The 17,486-nt window shown below is 70.8% G+C and carries 15 protein-coding genes; 7 read left to right on the forward strand and 8 right to left on the reverse strand.

The window, feature by feature from the left end; translation table 11 throughout:
• Positions 1–184: 184 nt before the first annotated feature.
• From NKJ47_RS00915 to NKJ47_RS00925, 3 genes are all read right to left on the reverse strand, one after another.
• On the reverse strand, positions 185–448 hold the full coding sequence (locus NKJ47_RS00915) for a hypothetical protein (protein ID WP_254459712.1): 264 nt from the start codon (positions 446–448) through the stop codon (positions 185–187).
• Between the two features lie 330 nt (positions 449–778).
• A complete protein-coding gene (locus NKJ47_RS00920; RefSeq protein ID WP_254459713.1) occupies positions 779–1,795 on the reverse strand; it encodes a class 1 fructose-bisphosphatase in 1,017 nt (338 codons plus the stop codon).
• Positions 1,796–1,914: 119 nt separating this feature from the next.
• On the reverse strand, positions 1,915–2,400 hold the full coding sequence (locus NKJ47_RS00925; RefSeq protein WP_254459714.1) for a MarR family winged helix-turn-helix transcriptional regulator: 486 nt from the start codon (positions 2,398–2,400) through the stop codon (positions 1,915–1,917).
• 50 nt (positions 2,401–2,450) lie between these two features.
• Here NKJ47_RS00925 and NKJ47_RS00930 point away from each other — a divergent pair, with 50 nt between their 5' ends.
• Complete coding sequence (locus NKJ47_RS00930; RefSeq protein ID WP_254459715.1) at positions 2,451–3,935, forward strand: FAD-dependent oxidoreductase; 1,485 nt, start codon at positions 2,451–2,453, stop codon at positions 3,933–3,935.
• A gap of 210 nt (positions 3,936–4,145) precedes the next feature.
• Here NKJ47_RS00930 and NKJ47_RS00935 read toward each other — a convergent pair whose 3' ends face one another.
• The gene (locus NKJ47_RS00935) at positions 4,146–5,348 is read right to left on the reverse strand and encodes an aromatic amino acid transaminase (protein WP_254459716.1); all 1,203 of its coding nucleotides are present in this window, start codon (positions 5,346–5,348) and stop codon (positions 4,146–4,148) included.
• A 131-nt stretch (positions 5,349–5,479) separates the two neighbouring features.
• Here NKJ47_RS00935 and NKJ47_RS00940 point away from each other — a divergent pair, with 131 nt between their 5' ends.
• Complete coding sequence (locus NKJ47_RS00940) at positions 5,480–7,606, forward strand: TonB-dependent receptor family protein (RefSeq protein WP_254459717.1); 2,127 nt, start codon at positions 5,480–5,482, stop codon at positions 7,604–7,606.
• 299 nt (positions 7,607–7,905) lie between these two features.
• Here the strand turns inward: NKJ47_RS00940 and NKJ47_RS00945 are convergent, their stop codons facing one another.
• Positions 7,906–9,801 carry a sigma-54-dependent Fis family transcriptional regulator gene (locus tag NKJ47_RS00945; RefSeq protein ID WP_254459718.1) on the reverse strand — a complete coding sequence of 632 codons (1,896 nt, stop codon included), beginning with the start codon at positions 9,799–9,801 and terminating at the stop codon, positions 7,906–7,908.
• 243 nt (positions 9,802–10,044) lie between these two features.
• On the opposite strand from NKJ47_RS00945, the gene adh reads away from it, so the two are divergent.
• From adh to NKJ47_RS00960, 3 genes are all read left to right on the forward strand, one after another.
• Positions 10,045–11,574 (forward strand): aldehyde dehydrogenase, encoded by a 1,530-nt coding sequence (gene adh / locus NKJ47_RS00950; protein WP_254459719.1) that lies wholly within the window; start codon positions 10,045–10,047, stop codon positions 11,572–11,574.
• A gap of 128 nt (positions 11,575–11,702) precedes the next feature.
• Positions 11,703–12,731, forward strand: a complete 1,029-nt coding sequence (gene adhP, locus NKJ47_RS00955) for an alcohol dehydrogenase AdhP (RefSeq protein WP_254459720.1) — start codon at positions 11,703–11,705, stop codon at positions 12,729–12,731.
• Positions 12,731–13,120 carry a DUF779 domain-containing protein gene (locus NKJ47_RS00960; RefSeq protein WP_254459721.1) on the forward strand — a complete coding sequence of 130 codons (390 nt, stop codon included), beginning with the start codon at positions 12,731–12,733 and terminating at the stop codon, positions 13,118–13,120. Before adhP ends, NKJ47_RS00960 begins: the two co-directional genes overlap by 1 nt.
• Before the next feature lie 135 nt (positions 13,121–13,255).
• On the opposite strand, the gene NKJ47_RS00965 is transcribed toward NKJ47_RS00960, so the two are convergent.
• Positions 13,256–13,552, reverse strand: a complete 297-nt coding sequence (locus NKJ47_RS00965) for a hypothetical protein (protein ID WP_254459722.1) — start codon at positions 13,550–13,552, stop codon at positions 13,256–13,258.
• 161 nt (positions 13,553–13,713) lie between these two features.
• Here NKJ47_RS00965 and NKJ47_RS00970 point away from each other — a divergent pair, with 161 nt between their 5' ends.
• Positions 13,714–14,109, forward strand: a complete 396-nt coding sequence (locus NKJ47_RS00970) for a hypothetical protein (protein WP_254459723.1) — start codon at positions 13,714–13,716, stop codon at positions 14,107–14,109.
• Entirely contained in the window at positions 14,109–15,086 is a 978-nt protein-coding gene (locus tag NKJ47_RS00975; RefSeq protein ID WP_254459724.1) for a Ku protein, read from the forward strand. The genes NKJ47_RS00970 and NKJ47_RS00975 overlap by 1 nt, the downstream gene beginning before the upstream one ends.
• A gap of 296 nt (positions 15,087–15,382) precedes the next feature.
• On the opposite strand, the gene lldD is transcribed toward NKJ47_RS00975, so the two are convergent.
• Both lldD and lldR read right to left on the reverse strand, forming a co-directional pair.
• Complete coding sequence (lldD, locus tag NKJ47_RS00980; protein ID WP_254459725.1) at positions 15,383–16,546, reverse strand: FMN-dependent L-lactate dehydrogenase LldD; 1,164 nt, start codon at positions 16,544–16,546, stop codon at positions 15,383–15,385.
• Between the two features lie 14 nt (positions 16,547–16,560).
• On the reverse strand, positions 16,561–17,361 hold the full coding sequence (lldR, locus tag NKJ47_RS00985; RefSeq protein ID WP_254459726.1) for a transcriptional regulator LldR: 801 nt from the start codon (positions 17,359–17,361) through the stop codon (positions 16,561–16,563).
• Between the last annotated feature and the right edge of the window lie 125 nt (positions 17,362–17,486).

Consider the following 17,486-nt stretch of genomic DNA (forward strand, 5'->3'; position numbering starts at 1 on the left):
CGACCATGATCAGGGCCGCGGCGGCGCGGACGGATTGACCTTGCACAGATCACGGCCCTGCTGGCGGCGGTCTGGAGGGTGCCGGCACGCCCTTTCGGGATCCTCGGCAGAACGCCGCCACTGGAATCTGCCCTGACCCGCGATCGCGCGTCGACCAGATCGCCCGCGCGGGTGGTGCCGGTGGCTACGGGGGCGCAGGATTACCGCGGATCGCGATGCCCAGCAGCACCAGCCACACCGCCAGCGCCAGCAGCGTGGGCAGTTCGAAGCGGCTGGAGTTGTACAGGGTGAAACTGCGGGCGGCGAAGAACAGCAGCGTCCACAGCGCCAGGTTGATCAGCACGATCCGCCGCCGCCAGCGGTGCCGGGTGAACAGTGCGATGACGGTGGGCATCAGCGCGACCGGGGCGGTGGCGAAGAAGAACAGCACGACGAGGGTCTGGTTCATGGATGTCTCCCGTCCCGAACGGCGTGGTGCGCGCGACGAACCGCTGCGGTTGTCGCCCTCCGTGCCCTCCGCCGGACGAGCGCTACCCTACCGCAGTCGGCACGCCATGCCATCGGCCCCCGCTGTCGCGACAACAGGGCCTGCCGGGGCGCAGGATCGGCAGGCCGGCGGCGGACGCGCGACGCTACGCGGCGATCCCGGCCAGGCCCAGCGGAATGCGCGGCGGCAAGTGCCTGCCGCCGCCACCGCAGACGATCAGGCACCGACGCCCCGCGGCGTCCGCCATCGTCCGTGTGGCGCAACGCACCTGTGGCCGTTGCGCCACCACGCTCAGCCCTGGCGGCTGTCGTGCTCCAGGTGATACCGCACCGCTTCGGCGACCTCGTTCTTCGAGCCCAGGAACACCGGCACGCGCTGGTGCAGTTGCTCCGGCTGCAGGCCGAGGATGCGTGCGCGGCCGGTGCTGGCGGCGCCGCCGGCCTGCTCCACCAGCATGCCCATCGGGTTGGCTTCGTACATCAGCCGCAGCTTGCCGGCCTTGCCCGGGTCCTTCTTGTCCCACGGGTAGATGAAGATGCCGCCGCGGGTGAGGATGCGGTGCACGTCGGCGACCATGCTGGCGATCCAGCGCATGTTGAAGTTCTTGCCGCGCACGCCTTCGCTGCCGGCGAGCAGGTCGGCCACGTACTGCTGCATCGGCGCTTCCCAATGGCGCTGGTTGGACATGTTGATCGCGAACTCGGTGGTGTCCTCGGGGATGCGCATGTCGGCCTGGGTCAGCAGGAAGCTGCCCTCCTCGCGCTCCAGGGTGAAGGCGTGGGTGCCGTGGCCCAGGGTCAGCACCAGCATCGTGCTGGGGCCGTAGATGCAGTAGCCGGCGGCGACCTGCGCGGTGCCCGGCTGCAGGAAGTGCTCATCGCCGGGCTTGTCGGTGCCCGGCGGCGCGCGCAGCACCGAGAAGATGGTGCCGACCGAGACGTTGACGTCGATGTTGGAACTGCCGTCCAGCGGATCGAACAGCAGCAGGAAATCGCCGCTGGGGTACTTGTCGGGCACCGGCTGGCTGTGGTCCATCTCTTCCGAGGCGCAGGCGGCGAGGTGGCCGCCCCAGGCGTTGGCCTCGAGCAGGATGTCGTTGCTGAGCACGTCCAGCTTCTTCTGCGCCTCGCCCTGCACGTTGCCGGTGCCGGCATCGCCGAGCACGCCGCCCAGCGCGCCCTTGCTGACCGCGATGGAGATGCGCTTGCAGGCGCGGGACACGATCGTGATGAGCTGGCGCAGTTCCGGGCCGATACGCCCGGCATGCTGTTCTTCGATCAGGAAGCGGGTCAGCGACGTTCGCGACATGGGCAGGACGGCCTTGCGTGAGAAGGGGACCGCCATTGTCGCGGGTTGCGCCGCGGATTTCGATGCGCCGTGATGCGCGCGCGTCGAAACGCCGCGTAGCGGCCGACGCGCGCGTGCCGCTATGGCGTGCGCTCGCCGGCTTCGAGGGCGGCGGCGAACTTCGCCATCAGCCGCACCAGATCCGTCACGTCCTGCGGCGCCCAGGAGGCGAAGATCCGCCGGCCGATGCGCTCGCGCGCCGCATCCAGACGGTCGGTCATGTCCTTGCCCTTGGGGGTGACCGTGGCCTCGCGCAGGCGCCGGTCCTGCGCGTTGCCGCGGCGCTCGACCAGCTCCATCGCCGCCAGCTTGGCGACCTGGCGGCTGATGGTGGTGTAGTCGCGGCCCAGGCGCTCGGCCAGGTCCACCACCCCGATCGGCCCGAACCGCTCGATCACCACCAGCAGCCGGAACAGCGCCTGGTCCAGGGTCACGCCGGCTTCTTCCAGCAGCCGCGCGTCGTTGCGCGGGCGGTTCATCACGCTGGCGATGCCGACCATGGACAGGTGCAGCGACTTCAGTTCGGGCGAAATATGTGTATCTTGCACCTTCTTATCGGTGGGCATATCGTTCTCTCCAGTTGAGTGCATTTTGCACATTTTTGGAGCCTGCAGCGATGACGATGTCCCCCGAGGTGGTGATCTGCGGTGCCGGCGCGGCCGGTTTGACCCTGGCGATCGAACTGGCCCGCCGCGGTGTCGCGTTCCGGCTGCTGGAACAGCGCGACCAGCCCTTCCCCGGCTCCCGCGGCAAGGGCATCCAGCCGCGCAGCCAGGAGATGTTCGAGGACATGGGCCTGATCCACCGACTGTTCGCCGCCGGCGGCCTCTACCCGGTCTTGCGCACCCATCGCGCCGACGGCAGCTGGGTCGACACGGTCGTGGTGGAAGGCGGTCCCGCCACCCCGGCCGAACCGTACCGCAGCCCGTTGATGGTGCCGCAGTTCCTGACCGAAGCGGTGCTGCGCGCGCGCCTGTCGGAACTGGGGCACCAGGTGGAGTTCGGCCATGCCTTGCTCGATGTCGCGCAGGACGCCGAGGGCGTCGCCGTGCGCGTGGCCACGCAGGCCGGCGAGCAGACCATCGCAACGCGCTACCTGATCGGCGCCGACGGCGGCCGCAGTGCGGTGCGCCGCACGCTGGACATCGGCTTTCCCGGCCAGACTCTGGGCGCGCGCGCCGTCGTCGCCGACATCGTGCTGCACGGGCTGCCGCGCGACGCCTGGCATTCCTTCCACGAGGACGACACGGCGCGGCGCATTTCGCTGTGCCCGCTGATGGGCACAGCGCTGTTCCAGCTGCAGGCGCCGGTGCCGCCCGACGACGAGGTGGACCTGTCGGTCGCGGGTCTGGCGGCCATGCTGCGCGCGCGCACCGGCCGCGAGGACCTTGTGATCGAACGCGTCTGCTGGGCCTCGGTCTACCAGATGAACGCGCGCCTGGCCGATCGCTACCGCGCCGGGCGCGTGTTCCTGGTCGGCGATGCGGCGCACATCCATCCGCCGACCGGCGGCCAGGGGCTGAACACCAGCGCGCAGGATGCGTACAACCTGGGCTGGAAGCTGGCCGCGGTGCTGCGCGGCGCGCCGGCCGCCCTGCTCGACACCTACGAAGAAGAGCGGCGGCCGATCGCCGCCGCGATGCTGGGCCTGTCCACGCGGTTGCTCGATCGCGCCCGCCACGGCGACCAGCGGCGCGGTCGCGAGGTGCAGCAGCTCGACCTGCACTACCGCGATTCGTCGTTGTCGCTGCAGGCCGACGCGGGCGAGCGCAGGATTCAGCCCGGCGACCGTGCGCCGGACGCGCCCCTGCGCGGTGCGGGCGGGCAGCCGCTGCGGCTGTTCGACGTCCTGCGCGGTACCCACTGGACCCTGCTCGGCTATGTCGCCGATCGCGCTCTCGCTCCCGCGTGCCGTGACCTGCACGTGCACATCATCGGTCCCGCCGCGGAACTGCGCGATGCGTACGGTCACTTCGCCGACGCCTACGCACCGCACCCGGGCGAGTGGCTGTTGGTGCGGCCGGACGGCTATGTCGCCGCACGGGTGGCGACCCCGCACCTGGCGGCGCTGATCGGCCATTTCCAACGGCACGCGGGGTGACCTGCGCTGGCATGCCTGCGCAGGTGGCACGGCATGCCGCGCGGTGCCCCGATCGATCGCGCGCCACACGGCACAGCGCCGCCTGCGCGATCCAGCCGCCGTCCGCGCCGTCCGCCGGGCATCAAAAAACCGGGAGGCTTGCGCGCTCCCGGTGCGATGTCCTGGCCGGACCGCATCCAGGCCGCCAGACGGCGGCCTCGCCTGCGGCACTCAGCCCTTGTGCACGGTGGCCACGGCCTGGGTCACGTAGTCCAGGTTCTTCTGGCTCAGCGCGGCCACGCAGATGCGGCCGGTGCCGACCGCGTAGATGCCGAACTCCTCGCGCAGCCGGTCCACCTGCGCCTTGCTCAGGCCCGAGTACGAGAACATGCCGGCCTGCTGCTGGATGAAGCCGAACTCCGGTGCGCCCAGAGCGGCCAGCTTCTGCACCATGCCGGCGCGCAGGGCGTGGATGCGCTCGCGCATCTCGGTCAGTTCCTGCTCCCACATCGCGCGCAGTTCCGGGCTGTTGAGCACCCCGGCGACCAGCGCGGCGCCGTGCGTGGACGGGCTGGAGTAGATGGTGCGGATGATGCGCTTGACCTGCGACTGCACCGCCTTGCTCTCGGCCGCGTTGGCCGAGACCACCGACAGCGCGCCGACGCGCTCGCCGTACAGCGAGAACGACTTGGAGTACGAGCTGGCGACCACGTAGTTGTCGATGCCGACCTCGGCCAGCAGGCGCACCGCGTAGGCGTCGGCGTCGATGCCCTTGTCGAAGCCCTGGTAGGCGATGTCCACGAACGGGAACAGGTTGCGTTCCTTCAGCAGCTCGGCCACGGTGCGCCACTGCGCCTGGCCCAGGTCGGCGCCGGTCGGGTTGTGGCAGCAGGCGTGCAGCAGCACCACGCTGCCGGGCGGGAGCGCGCGCAGGTCGGCGAGCATGCCGTCGAAGTTCAGGCCATGGCTGGCCGGATCGAAATAGGTGTAGTCGACCACGTCGAAGCCGGCGGCGGTGAACACCGCGCGGTGATTCTCCCAGCTCGGGTTGCTGATGGCGATGGTCGAGGTGGACAGCAGCTTCTTCAGCAGGTCCGCGCCCACGCGCAGCGCGCCGCTGCCGCCGATGGTCTGCGAGGTGGCCACGCGGCCGGCGGCCAGCAGCGGCGACTCGGCGCCGAACAGCAGTTTCTGCGTGGCCAGGTCGTAGGCGGGCAGGCCGTCGATCGGCAGGTAACCGCGCGGCTTGGCGTCCTGCGCCAGCTGCTGTTCGATCTGCTGCACGGCGCGCAGCAGCGGGATGCGGCCGTTTTCGTCGTAGTAGATGCCCACGCCGAGGTTGACCTTGGTCGGGCGGGAGTCGGCGTTGTAGGCCTCGGTCAGGCCCAGGATCGGGTCGCCTGGGACCTGTTCCACGTTTGCAAAGAAGGACACGGCGGTACTCGTTCGGTGGCGGTGGGTGGGGGCCGGGGGGACCGGAGCCGGCGCGGTCAAACGCCTCATCGTAACAAACGCTGTCGCGCTTGGCCGGGTGCGGCCCGGCGCCACATCGGCGATGATGGCGCATGTCTGCTCCCCTGCTCTCCGCCCTGCTCTGCGGGGCCTGCGCCCTGGCGCTGCCGCCCCTGCTCCGCGCCGCCCCCGCCGATGAACCCGCCACCACCCTGCCGGCGCTGCAGGTCCAGGCCGCCCGCGTCGGCGGCGTGGCCGATTTCGACCTGCCGGCGTCGCTGACCAGCACCGATCTGGGCGATAGCGACCGCCTCGGCGCGCAGGCGTCCGAGGCCCTGGTCGGGGTGCCCGGCCTGCTCGCGCGCGACCGCCAGAACTATGCGCAGGACACCCAGCTGTCGATCCGCGGCTTCGGCGCGCGCTCGGCGTTCGGCGTGCGTGGCGTGCGCCTGCTGCTGGACGGGATCCCGGCGACGATGCCGGACGGCCAGGGCCAGCTGTCCAACTTCAACCTGTTCGGCAGCGAGCGGGTCGAGGTGCTGCGCGGGCCGTTCTCGGCGCTGTACGGCAACTCCTCCGGCGGCGTGGTGCAGCTGTGGAGCGCCGACGGCCAGCCTGGCGATCCGTGGCGGCTGCGCAGCGCGATCGGCAGTCACGGCACCGCGGTCCTCAGCGCGCAGGCGCTGGGCCAGCAGGGCGATGTCCACTACAACCTTGCTGCCACCCATTTCAGCACCGACGGCTACCGCGACCACAGCCACGCGCAGCGCACCACCTTCAACGCCAAGATCGGCATCGACCTGGCGCCCGGGCGGCGCCTGGACCTGCTGCTCAACGCGCTGGAGGCGCCCGATGCGCAGGATCCGCTGGGCCTGAGCCGCGCCCAGGCCGCCGCCGACCCGCGCCAGGCCACCGCCGCGGCCAGCCAGTTCGACACCCGCAAGTCCACCCGCCAGGTGCAGGCCGGCGCCATCTTCACCCAGCAGGTGGAGCAGCAGACCTGGCGGCTGATGGGCTACGCCGGGCGCCGCGACGTCACCCAATACCTCTCGGTGCCGGTGGGCGCGCAGAGCAATCCGCTCAACGCCGGCGGCGTGATCGACCTGGACGGCGACTACGGCGGCCTCGACGCGCGCTGGGCCTGGCAGGGCCAGCTGGGCGGACGCCCGTTCCAGTTCACTGTCGGCGCCAATGCCGACCGCCAGCAACAGCACCGCACCGGCTACGAGAACTTCGTCGGCAGCACGCTCGGGGTGAAGGGCCGCCTGCGCCGCGACCAGCAGGACCGGGTGGAGAACGTGGACCAGTTCGCCCAGGCCTGGTGGCAGTTCGCCGAGCGCTGGTCGCTGCTGGCCGGGCTGCGCCACAGCCAGGTGCGCTTCCGTTCGGACGATGCCTACATCGTCGGCCGCAATCCCGACGACAGCGGCCGCACCGACTACGCCGCGACCACGCCGGTGGCCGGGCTGGTGTTCCGCGTCGCCGACGACCTGCGGCTCTACGCCTCGGCCGGGCGCGGCTTCGAGACGCCGACCTTCAACGAACTGGGCTATCGCCGCGACGGCGGCGCCGGCCTGGCGCTGGACCTGGCCGCGGCGCGCAGCCAGAACCTGGAACTGGGTGCAAAGTGGCGCAACGCCGCCGGCGCCAGCTGGGACGCGGCGCTGTTCCGCGCCAGCACCGACGACGAACTGGCGGTGGCCAGCAACACCAACGGCCGCAGCACCTACCGCAACATCGGCCGCACCCGCCGCCAGGGCGCCGAGACCAGCCTGACCCTGCCGCTGGGCGACAGCGCACAACTGCAACTGGCCTACACTTGGCTGCAGGCGACGGTGCGCCAGGCCTACCTGACCTGCGCCAGCAGCGGCTGCGCCACGCCCACCGCGGTGGTGGCCGCCGGCACGCGCCTGCCCGGCGTGCCGCAGCAGCAACTGTTCGCGCGCTGGCAGTGGCAGCCGCGCGCCTGGCAGTTCGCGGTGGAAGGCGTGGCCGCCGGCGACACCGTGGTCAACGACCTGGCCAGCGAGGCCGCGCCCGGCTATGCGCTGCTCAACCTGGAAGCGGCGCGGCGCTGGACCACCGCGCACGGCAGCCTGCGCGCCTTCGCGCGCATCGACAATGCGTTCGACCGCCGCTACATCGGCTCGGTCATCGTCAACGACGGCAACGGCCGCTACTACGAGCCCGGCCCCGACCGCAGCTACACGGTCGGGTTGCAGTGGGACTTGCCGCACTGAGCGGCAAGTCCGCGCGGGCGGTTCGTTGTAGGGGCTGCATTCGTCCGCGTCACGACCTGCCGCACTCCGCTCTCACCTACAACGCTAGACCCGCTTCGACACACGCGGCTTCAGCCGGGACTTGCGATACGTGGCTGGGTGCACTGTGGGAGGGACTTCAGTCCCGACGCCTTGCAGGGTCGGGTAGCAGCAAGCGCTGTTCGTCGCGGCTGCAGGACAGCTAACGCCCAGGGTGTCGGAGATCGGCAGAGACCGCTTGCCGCGCACCAACGCCGGAACCAGCGTGGCGTCGCGCCCCGTTAGTGCGTCCCCAACTGCAGCCGCCGGTACAGCGTGCTGCGGCTGATGCCCAGCCGGCGCGCGGCCTGCGACACATTGCCGTCGCAGGCATCCAATGCCTGGCGCATGGCGCCGAGCGCCAGGCTGTCCAGGTCGGCATCGGGCAACGGCATCACCGCGCCGCCGTTGCCGCCCTGCTCCGCCACGCGGATGCCGGGCAGGTAGGCCGGCAGGGCGTCGGCATCGACCAGCGCATCCGCTTCGCTCAGCGCCACCAGCGTGCGCAGGCAGGCCACCAGTTGGCGCAGGTTGCCCGGCCAGGCGTAGGCGCTCAGCGTCGCCAGGGCCGCCTCGGTCAGGCGCCTGCCCTGCCCCAGCCGCGCCCACAGCTCGCCGACCAGCGCCCGCCGGTCCGGGTGCGCGCGCAGCGGCGGCACCTGCACGCAGTGATGGGCGATGCGGTAGTACAGGTCGGGCCGGAAGCGCTGTTCGGCCATCGCCGCGTCCAGGTCGCGGTGGGTGGCGCAGATCAGCGCGAAATCCAGTTTCACCGGCTTGCCGCCGCCCAGCGGCAGCAGTTCGCGTTCCTGCAGCACGCGCAGCAGCCGCGGTTGCAGGGCCAGCGGCATGTCGCCGATCTCGTCCAGGAACAGCACGCCGCCGTCGGCCTGGCGCAGCAGGCCCGGGTTGCCGTGCTTGCGCGCGCCGGTGAAGGCGCCGTCCTCGTAGCCGAACAGTTCCGCTTCGATCAGCCCTTCCGGCAGCGCCGCGCAGTTGACCGCCACGAACGGGCGCCCGGCGCGCGCGCTGCGCCGGTGCAGTTCGCGCGCGAACACTTCCTTGCCGGTGCCGGTCTCGCCCTGCACCAGCACCGGCAGTTGCGCGTCGAGCACGCGGCACGCGCGCTCCAGCGCCAGCTCCTGTGCGGCGTCGAACAGCGGTGCGTCGGATGCCGCCGCCGCGGAGGAGCGCGACGCGGTGACGGTGATCGGCGCCTGTTGCGGGCGCCGCCGCGGGCGGTCGTCGGCCGGGCTGTCGATGCGTCCGTGCAGCGCCCGCCCCTGCAGGTCGAACACGCTGCCCTGCTGGCGCAGCCGCGACAGCGGTTCCTCGAACAGCGCTTCGTAGGGCGCGCGGCCGAGTTCGTGGCGCTCCAGCCCGAACAGGCGCAGCCCGGCCTGGTTGGCCGCCACCAGGCGGCCGTTGCGGAACGCCAGCAGCGCTTCGCGCGCGGTGCCGAGCAGCGCCGGGTCGTGGTGCACGCGCAGCAGCTCGCAACCGGGAATGCCGTCGTCGAAGTAGCGGTGTTCGATGTTGGCCACCGCCATCCGCGCCAGCGCCAGCGCATGCATGTGCTGCACGCTGGCGTCGCCGGAGATGTCGAGCACGCCGGCCAGGTGCCCGTACGGATCGAAGATCGGCACCGCCGCGCAACTGAGGATCTGGTGCGGGGCGAAGTAGTGTTCGCCGCCGCGCACTTCCACCGAGCGGCTTTCGACGATGGCAGTGCCGATCGCGTTGGTGCCCACCTGGGTTTCGCTCCAGCACGCGCCGGGCATCAGCGCCACCCTGCCCGCCTTGTCGAGGAAGCGCGGGCTGCCTTCGGCGTCGAGGATCCAGCCGGCCTCGTCGGTGAGCAGCACGATGCTGCCGGTGGCCGTGGCGTCGCCGGCCAGGCCTTCCAGTTCGGCGCGGGCCAGCCGCCACAGGCGCTCGTGCGCCTCGCGCAGGGCGCGCAGGCGCGAGGCTTCCAGCGGCTCGATCGCCGGCTTCGCGTCCGCGGCCAGGCCCAGCCGTTGGCAGCGCTGCCACGACTGCAGGATGGTGTCGGGCACCTGCCCCACCGGCGCGCCGCCGCGTTCGAAGAACGCGCGGCGGGCCAGGCCGAGTTGATGTTGGGAAGGTTGCTGCGCCATGTCCGGCTCCGCTGTCGCAGATTGCGACACCTGTTGATACGGGTGTTCCGATAAACAGCACATCCGTTGGCGCGGTGCAATCGAAAGATGTGATGCGACGCAGCAAAACCGGCAGGGGTGCGACGGCGTGTCGCGGTGCGACCGCGTGACGCGGCGCAGCACGCAAAACCTGGCATCGGACTTGCGCATATGCCGCTACCGGACGGCCCTGCCCGTCCTTTCCGACCGTCGAAGGAGAACACGATGAACGCCGTCAGCACCGCCAAGCCGCACGCCACCGATCCGCAGTCCATCTTCAAGTCGCGCTACGGCAACTTCATCGGCGGCAAGTGGGTGGAGCCGAAGAGCGGGCAGTACTTCGACAACAGCACGCCGATCACCGGCAAAGTGTTCACCTCGGTGGCGCGCTCCAACGCCGAGGACATCGAGGCCGCGCTCGACGCCGCGCACGCGGCCAAGGACGCCTGGGGCAAGGCCTCCAGCACCGAGCGCAGCAACGTGCTGCTGAAGATCGCCGACCGCATCGAGCAGAACCTGGAACTGCTGGCCTATGCCGAGACCTGGGACAACGGCAAGCCGGTGCGCGAGACGCTCAACGCCGACGTGCCGCTGTGCGTGGATCACTTCCGCTACTTCGCCGGCGCGGTGCGCGCGCAGGAAGGCGGCATCTCCGAGATCGACCACGACACCATCGCCTACCACTTCCACGAGCCGCTCGGCGTGGTCGGGCAGATCATTCCGTGGAACTTCCCGCTGCTGATGGCGTGCTGGAAGCTGGCGCCGGCGCTGGCCGCCGGCAACTGCGTGGTGATGAAGCCGGCCGAGCAGACCCCGGCCTCGATCCTGGTGCTGATGGAGGTCATCGGCGACCTGCTGCCGCCGGGCGTGCTCAACGTGGTCAACGGCTTTGGCCTGGAAGCGGGCAAGCCGCTGGCCAGCAACCCGCGCATCGCCAAGATCGCCTTCACCGGCGAGACCACCACCGGCCGGCTGATCATGCAGTACGCCAGCCAGAACCTGATCCCGGTGACGCTGGAACTGGGCGGCAAGTCGCCCAACATCTTCTTCGCCGACGTGATGGCCGAGGACGACGACTTCCTGGACAAGGCGGTGGAAGGCTTCGTGCTGTTCGCCTTCAACCAGGGCGAGGTATGCACCTGTCCGTCGCGCGCGCTGATCCAGGAATCGATCTACGAGCGCTTCATGGAGAAGGTGCTCAAGCGGGTGGCGGCGATCAAGCAGGGCAACCCGCTCGATCCCAACACCATGGTCGGCGCGCAGGCCTCCAGCGAGCAGCTGGAGAAGATCCTGTCCTACATCGACATCGGCAAGCAGGAAGGCGCGCAGGTGCTGATCGGCGGCGAGCGCAACGCGCTGGATGGCGAGCTGGCCGGCGGTTTCTACGTCAAGCCGACGGTGTTCAAGGGCCACAACAAGATGCGCATCTTCCAGGAGGAGATCTTCGGGCCGGTGGTGTCGGTGACCACCTTCAAGGACGAGGCCGAGGCGCTGGCGATCGCCAACGACACGCTGTACGGGCTGGGCGCGGGCGTGTGGAGCCGCGATGCCGCGCGGCTGTACCGCATGGGCCGTGCGATCCAGGCCGGGCGGGTGTGGACCAACTGCTATCACGCCTATCCGGCGCATGCCGCGTTCGGCGGCTACAAGCAGTCGGGCATCGGCCGCGAGAACCACAAGATGATGCTCGACCACTACCAGCAGACCAAGAACCTGCTGGTCAGCTACTCGCCGAAGGCGCTGGGCTTTTTCTGACGCGCGGGGCGGGGCGGCGGCACGCCTGCGGCGTGTCCCCGCCTGGCCCGCCAACTGATCTGGATCAAGGCAATCCGTCGCCGGTCGCGCGATGGTGACATCACCCGTTTTCTCTCAGGAGCGTTGCAATGGACAAGACGATGAAAGCCGCCGTGGTACGCGAGTTCGGCAAGCCGCTGGCGATCGAGGAAGTGACGGTGCCGCGGCCCCAGGCCGGCGACATCCTGGTCAAGATCGAGGCCTGCGGCGTGTGCCACACCGACCTGCATGCGGCCGAAGGCGACTGGCCGGTGAAGCCGAACCCGCCGTTCATTCCCGGCCACGAGGGCGTGGGCCACGTGGTGGCGGTCGGCGCCGGCGTGGACCACGTGAAGGAGGGCGACCGCGTCGGCATTCCGTGGCTGTACTCGGCCTGCGGCCATTGCGAGCATTGCCTGGGCGGCTGGGAAACCCTGTGCGAGACGCAGCAGAACACCGGCTACTCGGTCAACGGCGGCTTCGCCGAGTACGCGCTGGCCAACGCCAATTACGTCGGCCATCTGCCCAAGCACATCGGCTTCGTCGAGGTCGCGCCGATCCTGTGCGCCGGCGTCACCGTGTACAAGGGCCTGAAGGTCACCGACACCAAGCCCGGCAACTGGGTGGTGATCTCGGGCATCGGCGGCCTCGGCCACATGGCGGTGCAGTACGCCAAGGCGATGGGCATGAACGTGGCCGCGGTGGACGTGGACGACGCCAAGCTGGCGCTGGCCACGCGCCTGGGCGCGACGGTGACGGTGAATGCGCGCACCACCGACCCGGTGGCGTACCTGAAGAAGGAAATCGGCGGTGCGCACGGCGCGCTGGTCACCGCGGTCTCGCCGAAGGCGTTCGAGCAGGCCATCGGCATGGTCCGCCGCGGCGGCACCGTCTCGCTCAACGGCCTGCCGCCGGGCCAGTTCCCGCTGGACATCTTCGGCATGGTGCTCAACGGCGTGACCGTGCGCGGCTCCATCGTCGGCACCCGCCTGGACCTGCAGGAGTCGCTGGAGTTCGCCGAGCAGGGCAAGGTCGCCGCGACGGTGGCCACCGACACCCTGGACAACATCAACGATGTGTTCGCGCGCATGCATGCCGGCAAGATCGAAGGCCGCATCGTGCTGGACATGGCCGCCTGATGGACGCGCCCGCTGCCGCGCCGCCGCCGCAGGTGCTGGCGACGTTGCCGGCGCTGCAGCTGATCGCGCGGCTGCGGGCGCGGCACGGCCCGCTGCTGTTCCATCAGTCCGGCGGCTGCTGCGACGGCTCCTCGCCGATGTGCTACCCGCAGGACGACTTCATCGTCGGCGACCGCGACGTGCTGCTGGGCGAGATCGGCGAAGCGCCGTTCTACATCAGCCCGTCGCAGTTCGCCTACTGGAAGCACACCCAGCTGATCATCGACGTCGTCCCAGGCCGTGGCGGCATGTTCTCGCTGGAGAACGGCGAGGGCGTGCGCTTCCTGGTGCGTTCGCGGTTGTTCGAGGATAGCGAGTACGCCGCGCTGGAGGCGGCGGGGAAGGTGTAGTCGCGGACGCAGGTGGCTGCATGCAGCCGCAGCAGCGGCTTCAGCCGCGACGGGTGGCCCCGCTGGCGACGCGGTCGCGGCTGAAGCCGCTCCTAGGGCAGGGGAGGTGTTTCGCGCAGCGGCGATAGCGTCGCCTCACTTTGGCGGCTTCGCCGGCACGAACGGCGAGACCGGGTCGCTGGCGGGGAAGGTTTCTTCCAGCGCTTCGTCCTGGTTGGCGTCGGCGTGCCGCGCGTGCGCGGTGTCGGGGGTGGAATGCGCCGGCGTGTCCTGCGGGGCAGGACGGTTTTCGCCGGTGCGCGGTTCCTGCTCGACGATGGTCTCGGGGCGGTCGCCGGCGCCGCGGTCTTCGTTGCGCTGCGTCTCGCGCTTGCCGCGTTGTTCGCCGGGGATGGGCGCCGCGCGGCGCAGCGGATCGGTGGGCGTGGACATGTCCGGTTCCTCCAGGGAAGTACGGCGGAGGTCCAGTTCACCCCCGCAGCGGTGAAGCCACTGCGAATCGCGCACCCTGCACGGCGCGGTCACGCATCGCTAACGGCCCCGGCGCTACTGCTGCCGATCCCCCCGCCGCCGTTGCCGCCCGGAGCCTTGCCATGCGCCCCAGCGACCGCCCCGACCCGCTGCTGTTCAACGCCCATCTGGATCCGTTGCCTAGCGTCCCGCCGCCTCATCGCCGCGGCGCCGCGCCGCGCCCGCACGATGCGCCGGACTACCGCCGCTACAGCCTGGCCGACTACCGCCAGCGCCGTGCCCGCCATCGCACGCCGTGGCGCGACCTGTGCCCGGCCTACGCCTTCGCCCTGCAGACCCATGCCAGCGGCTGGCCGCGCGGGCCGCAGGCCGAGACCGATGGCGAGCTGGCCGCGCACTGGGACCTGGTGCGCGGCGACTCGCGGCTGGACTGGGATCAGGCGCGGCAGGTGGTCGAGGACGCCTGGCAGGCACTGGACCACTTGCCGGCGCAGGCGACCGGCGCGGAGCCGCACTGATGCCGCGCCCGATCTGGACCGGCACGCTGTCCTTCGGCCTGCTCAACGTGCCGGTGTCGCTGATGTCCGGCGAACGCCGGATCGACCTGCACTTCCGCATGCTCGACGCGCGCGACAAGCGCCCGATCCGCTTCGAGCGGGTCAATGCCGACACCGGCGAGGAAGTGCCGTGGAAGGACATCGTCAAGGCCTACGAATACAGCAAGGGCAACTACGTGGTGGTCGAGCAGCAGGACATCGCCTCGGCCGCGCCGGAAAGCCACGAGACGGTGGAAGTGGAGGCTTTCGTCGACGCCGCCGAGATCGACCTGCGCTACTTCGAGAAGCCCTACGTGCTGGTGCCGGGCAAGAAGGCCGAGAAGGGCTACGTGCTGCTGCGCGAAACCCTGCGCAACACCGGCAAGGTCGGCATCGCGCGGGTGGTGATCCGCACCCGCGAGTATCTGTCCGCGGTGATGCCGCTGCAGGACGCGCTGGTGCTGATCCTGCTGCGCTATCCGCAGGAACTGGTGGAGCTGGACGACTACACGCTGCCCAGCGGCAAGGCCACCGATTATCGGATCAGCGCCAAGGAAACCGAGATGGCGGCGCAGCTGATCGACTCGATGTCCGGGCGCTGGGATCCCGGTGCCTACCACGACGAGTTCCGCGAGCGCCTGCATGCGGTGATCCAGAAGCGGATCGAGGCGCAGGAGGGCACCACCCAGGTCGACGAGGACGCCGAGGCGCCGCAGCGCGAGGACGCCGCCACCAACGTGGTCGACTTCATGTCGCTGTTGCAGAAGAGCCTGGATGCCAAGAAGCGCACGCCGGCCAGGCAGGACGCCAGCGTGCCGGTGCGCAAGACCGCGAAGAAGGCGTCCAAGCCGGCCAAGCCGGCGGCCGGCAAGGCGAAGAAGGCCACGCGCGCGAAGCCGGCGGCGACCAAGGCCAAGCCGGCCGCGCGCAAGGCGCCGGCGCGGCGCAAGGCGGGGTAGGGCAGGCGGGTCACGGCGGCGCCCGGGTGCGTCGTCTTGTCCCAGGCAGCCGTGTCGTGTTCGCCCGCCGCGCCGCTGCCGTGGCGTTGCGCGGCGCCTGACGCGACGTCGGGGCCACGCCGTGCGGCATCGGCGGTGAATGGGCCGATGCCAATCCCGGGAGCCATGGTTGCGCGCCTATGGCCCCGTCTTCGACACCGTCGCGTCACAGCCAGGGCGTGGATGGTCGCCTACTTCCTTGCGCGCGCTTGCCACCCGCACACGCCAGCGCCGCGCCGCTCAGGAAGAGCGGCGGCCTACGCCGAGAGCATCGCCTCGCGCGTCACCTGCGCCAGCGAATCGCGCGAGATCGCCGCGATCGACTTGGCGCCGGTCAGGGTCATGGCCACCTGCATCTCCTTCTCGATCAGGGTCAGCAGATGCTCCACCCCGGCCTGGCCGGCCGCGGCCAGCGCGTAGACGAAGGCGCGGCCGAGCAGCACCGCGTCGGCGCCCAGCGCCAGCATGCGCACCACGTCCAGGCCGTTGCGCACGCCGGAGTCGGCCAGGATCTTCAGCTCGCCCTTCACCGCATCGGCGATCGCCGGCAGCGCCCGCGCGCTGGACAGCACGCCGTCGAGCTGGCGCCCGCCGTGGTTGGAAACGACGATGCCGTCGGCGCCGAAGCGCACCGCATCGCGCGCGTCGGCCGGGTCGAGGATGCCCTTGATCACCATCGGCCCGGACCAGAATTCGCGGATCCATTCCAGGTCCTTCCAGGTGATCGACGGGTCGAAGTTGGCGCCGAGCCAGCCGATGTAGTCGGCCAGTCCGGTGGGATGGCCGCGGTAGGTGGAGATGTTGCCCAGGTCGTGCGGGCGCCCGCGCAGGCCCACGTCCCAGGCCCAGCGCGGGTGGGTGACGGCCTGCAGCATGCGCCGCAGCGGCGCATTGGGGCCGCTCATGCCCGAGTGCGCGTCGCGGTAGCGCGCGCCGGGCACCGGCATGTCCACGGTGAACACCAGGGTGGTGACGCCGGCCGCCTTGGCCCGCTCCAGTGCATTGCGCATGAAGCCGCGGTCGCGCAGCACATAGAGCTGGAACCACATCGGCCGGTCGATCGCCGGCGCCACTTCCTCGATCGGGCACACCGACACCGTGGACAGGGTGAACGGCACGCCCTTGGCCGCCGCCGCCTTCGCCGCCTGCACCTCGCCGCGGCGCGCGTACATGCCGGTCAGGCCCACCGGCCCCAGCGCCACCGGCAACGCCAGGGGTTCGCCGAACAGCTCGGTGCGCAGGTCCAGCGCCGACATGTCGTCGCGCAGCACGCGTTGGCGCAGGGCGATGTCGCTCAGGTCGGACACGTTGTGGCGCAGGGTGTGCTCGGCATAGGCGCCGCCGTCGATGTAGTGGAACAGGAACGGCGGCAGCCGGCGCTGCGCGGCGGCACGGTAGTCGGTGGAAGCGGAAATGATCATGCGGGGCAGGCCGGTCAGGGAGAGGAGGGCAGGCGCGAGGCGCGGGCGCGGCGCGCATCGTCCTCGTCGAGGGTGCGCAGCGCGCTGTGCACGAATTCCAGGTGGGCGTGCGCGGCGGCGCGGGCGCGCTCGGGGTCGCCGGCCAGGATCGCGTCGCGCAGCGCGCGGTGCTGGGCGTGCAGGGCGGCGAAGATGCGCGGCGAGGCGAACAGCTGCTGCCGGCTCTGCGAGATGTTGGCCTGCAGCAGGTCGAACAGGCCGCGCATCACCTGCAGCAGCACGCGGTTGTGGGTGGCTTCGGCGATCGCCAGGTGGAAATCGGCGTCGGCGTGCGCCTGGGCCGCCGCATCGGCCTGCGCATGGGTCTGCAGCAGCGCCTCGAATGCCGCGTCGATGCGCGCGCGGTCCTCGTCGGTGGCGCGCAGCGCCGCGTGCCAGGCGGTGGCGCCTTCCAGGGCGTGGCGGGCCTCCAGCACGTCGAAGCGGTATTCCGGGTCGGCGTGCAGCAGCGGCAGGAACGGCTGCAGCGGCGCCACCACCTGGTCCTCCGGGGTCGGTGGCCGTTGCACGTAGGTGCCGCCGCCCGCGCGCGCGCGCAGCAGCCCCTGGCTGGCGAGTTGGGCGATGGCTTCGCGCAGCACCGGGCGGGAGACACCCAGTTCCGCGGCCAGGGTGCGCTCGGCGGGCAGGCGCGCGTCGACCGCCAGGCCGCGTTGCGCGATCAGCGTGCGCAGTTGGGCGGCGACCCGGTCGCTGAGCCGGGCAGGGGGCTCGGCGGCCGCCGGCGCGCTGGCGGCGATGGAACGTTTGGTCATACCAATTTCGCGGAGAGGGAAGCGATGCAGCGGCATTAGGCGCCTGAACTCGGGCGACGTCAATCACTGCAATGCGATGCTTGCGATTATTGGTAATACCAATAAAGGTAGGCGGCAGCAGCGCG

It is taken from the genome of Xanthomonas sacchari, assembly GCF_024266585.1.
GTDB classification, from domain to species: Bacteria; Pseudomonadota; Gammaproteobacteria; order Xanthomonadales; family Xanthomonadaceae; genus Xanthomonas_A; species Xanthomonas_A sacchari_C.

Coding starts and splice junctions, on each gene's coding strand:
- NKJ47_RS00915 (WP_254459712.1), bottom strand. CDS start 448: ATGAACCAGACCCTCGTCGTGCTGTTCTTCTTCGCCACCGCCCCGGTC.
- NKJ47_RS00920 (WP_254459713.1), bottom strand. CDS start 1,795: ATGTCGCGAACGTCGCTGACCCGCTTCCTGATCGAAGAACAGCATGCC.
- NKJ47_RS00925 (WP_254459714.1), bottom strand. CDS start 2,400: ATGCCCACCGATAAGAAGGTGCAAGATACACATATTTCGCCCGAACTG.
- NKJ47_RS00930 (WP_254459715.1), top strand. CDS start 2,451: ATGACGATGTCCCCCGAGGTGGTGATCTGCGGTGCCGGCGCGGCCGGT.
- NKJ47_RS00940 (WP_254459717.1), top strand. CDS start 5,480: ATGTCTGCTCCCCTGCTCTCCGCCCTGCTCTGCGGGGCCTGCGCCCTG.
- NKJ47_RS00945 (WP_254459718.1), bottom strand. CDS start 9,801: ATGGCGCAGCAACCTTCCCAACATCAACTCGGCCTGGCCCGCCGCGCG.
- adh (WP_254459719.1), top strand. CDS start 10,045: ATGAACGCCGTCAGCACCGCCAAGCCGCACGCCACCGATCCGCAGTCC.
- adhP (WP_254459720.1), top strand. CDS start 11,703: ATGGACAAGACGATGAAAGCCGCCGTGGTACGCGAGTTCGGCAAGCCG.
- NKJ47_RS00960 (WP_254459721.1), top strand. CDS start 12,731: ATGGACGCGCCCGCTGCCGCGCCGCCGCCGCAGGTGCTGGCGACGTTG.
- NKJ47_RS00965 (WP_254459722.1), bottom strand. CDS start 13,552: ATGTCCACGCCCACCGATCCGCTGCGCCGCGCGGCGCCCATCCCCGGC.
- NKJ47_RS00970 (WP_254459723.1), top strand. CDS start 13,714: ATGCGCCCCAGCGACCGCCCCGACCCGCTGCTGTTCAACGCCCATCTG.
- NKJ47_RS00975 (WP_254459724.1), top strand. CDS start 14,109: ATGCCGCGCCCGATCTGGACCGGCACGCTGTCCTTCGGCCTGCTCAAC.
- lldD (WP_254459725.1), bottom strand. CDS start 16,546: ATGATCATTTCCGCTTCCACCGACTACCGTGCCGCCGCGCAGCGCCGG.
- lldR (WP_254459726.1), bottom strand. CDS start 17,361: ATGACCAAACGTTCCATCGCCGCCAGCGCGCCGGCGGCCGCCGAGCCC.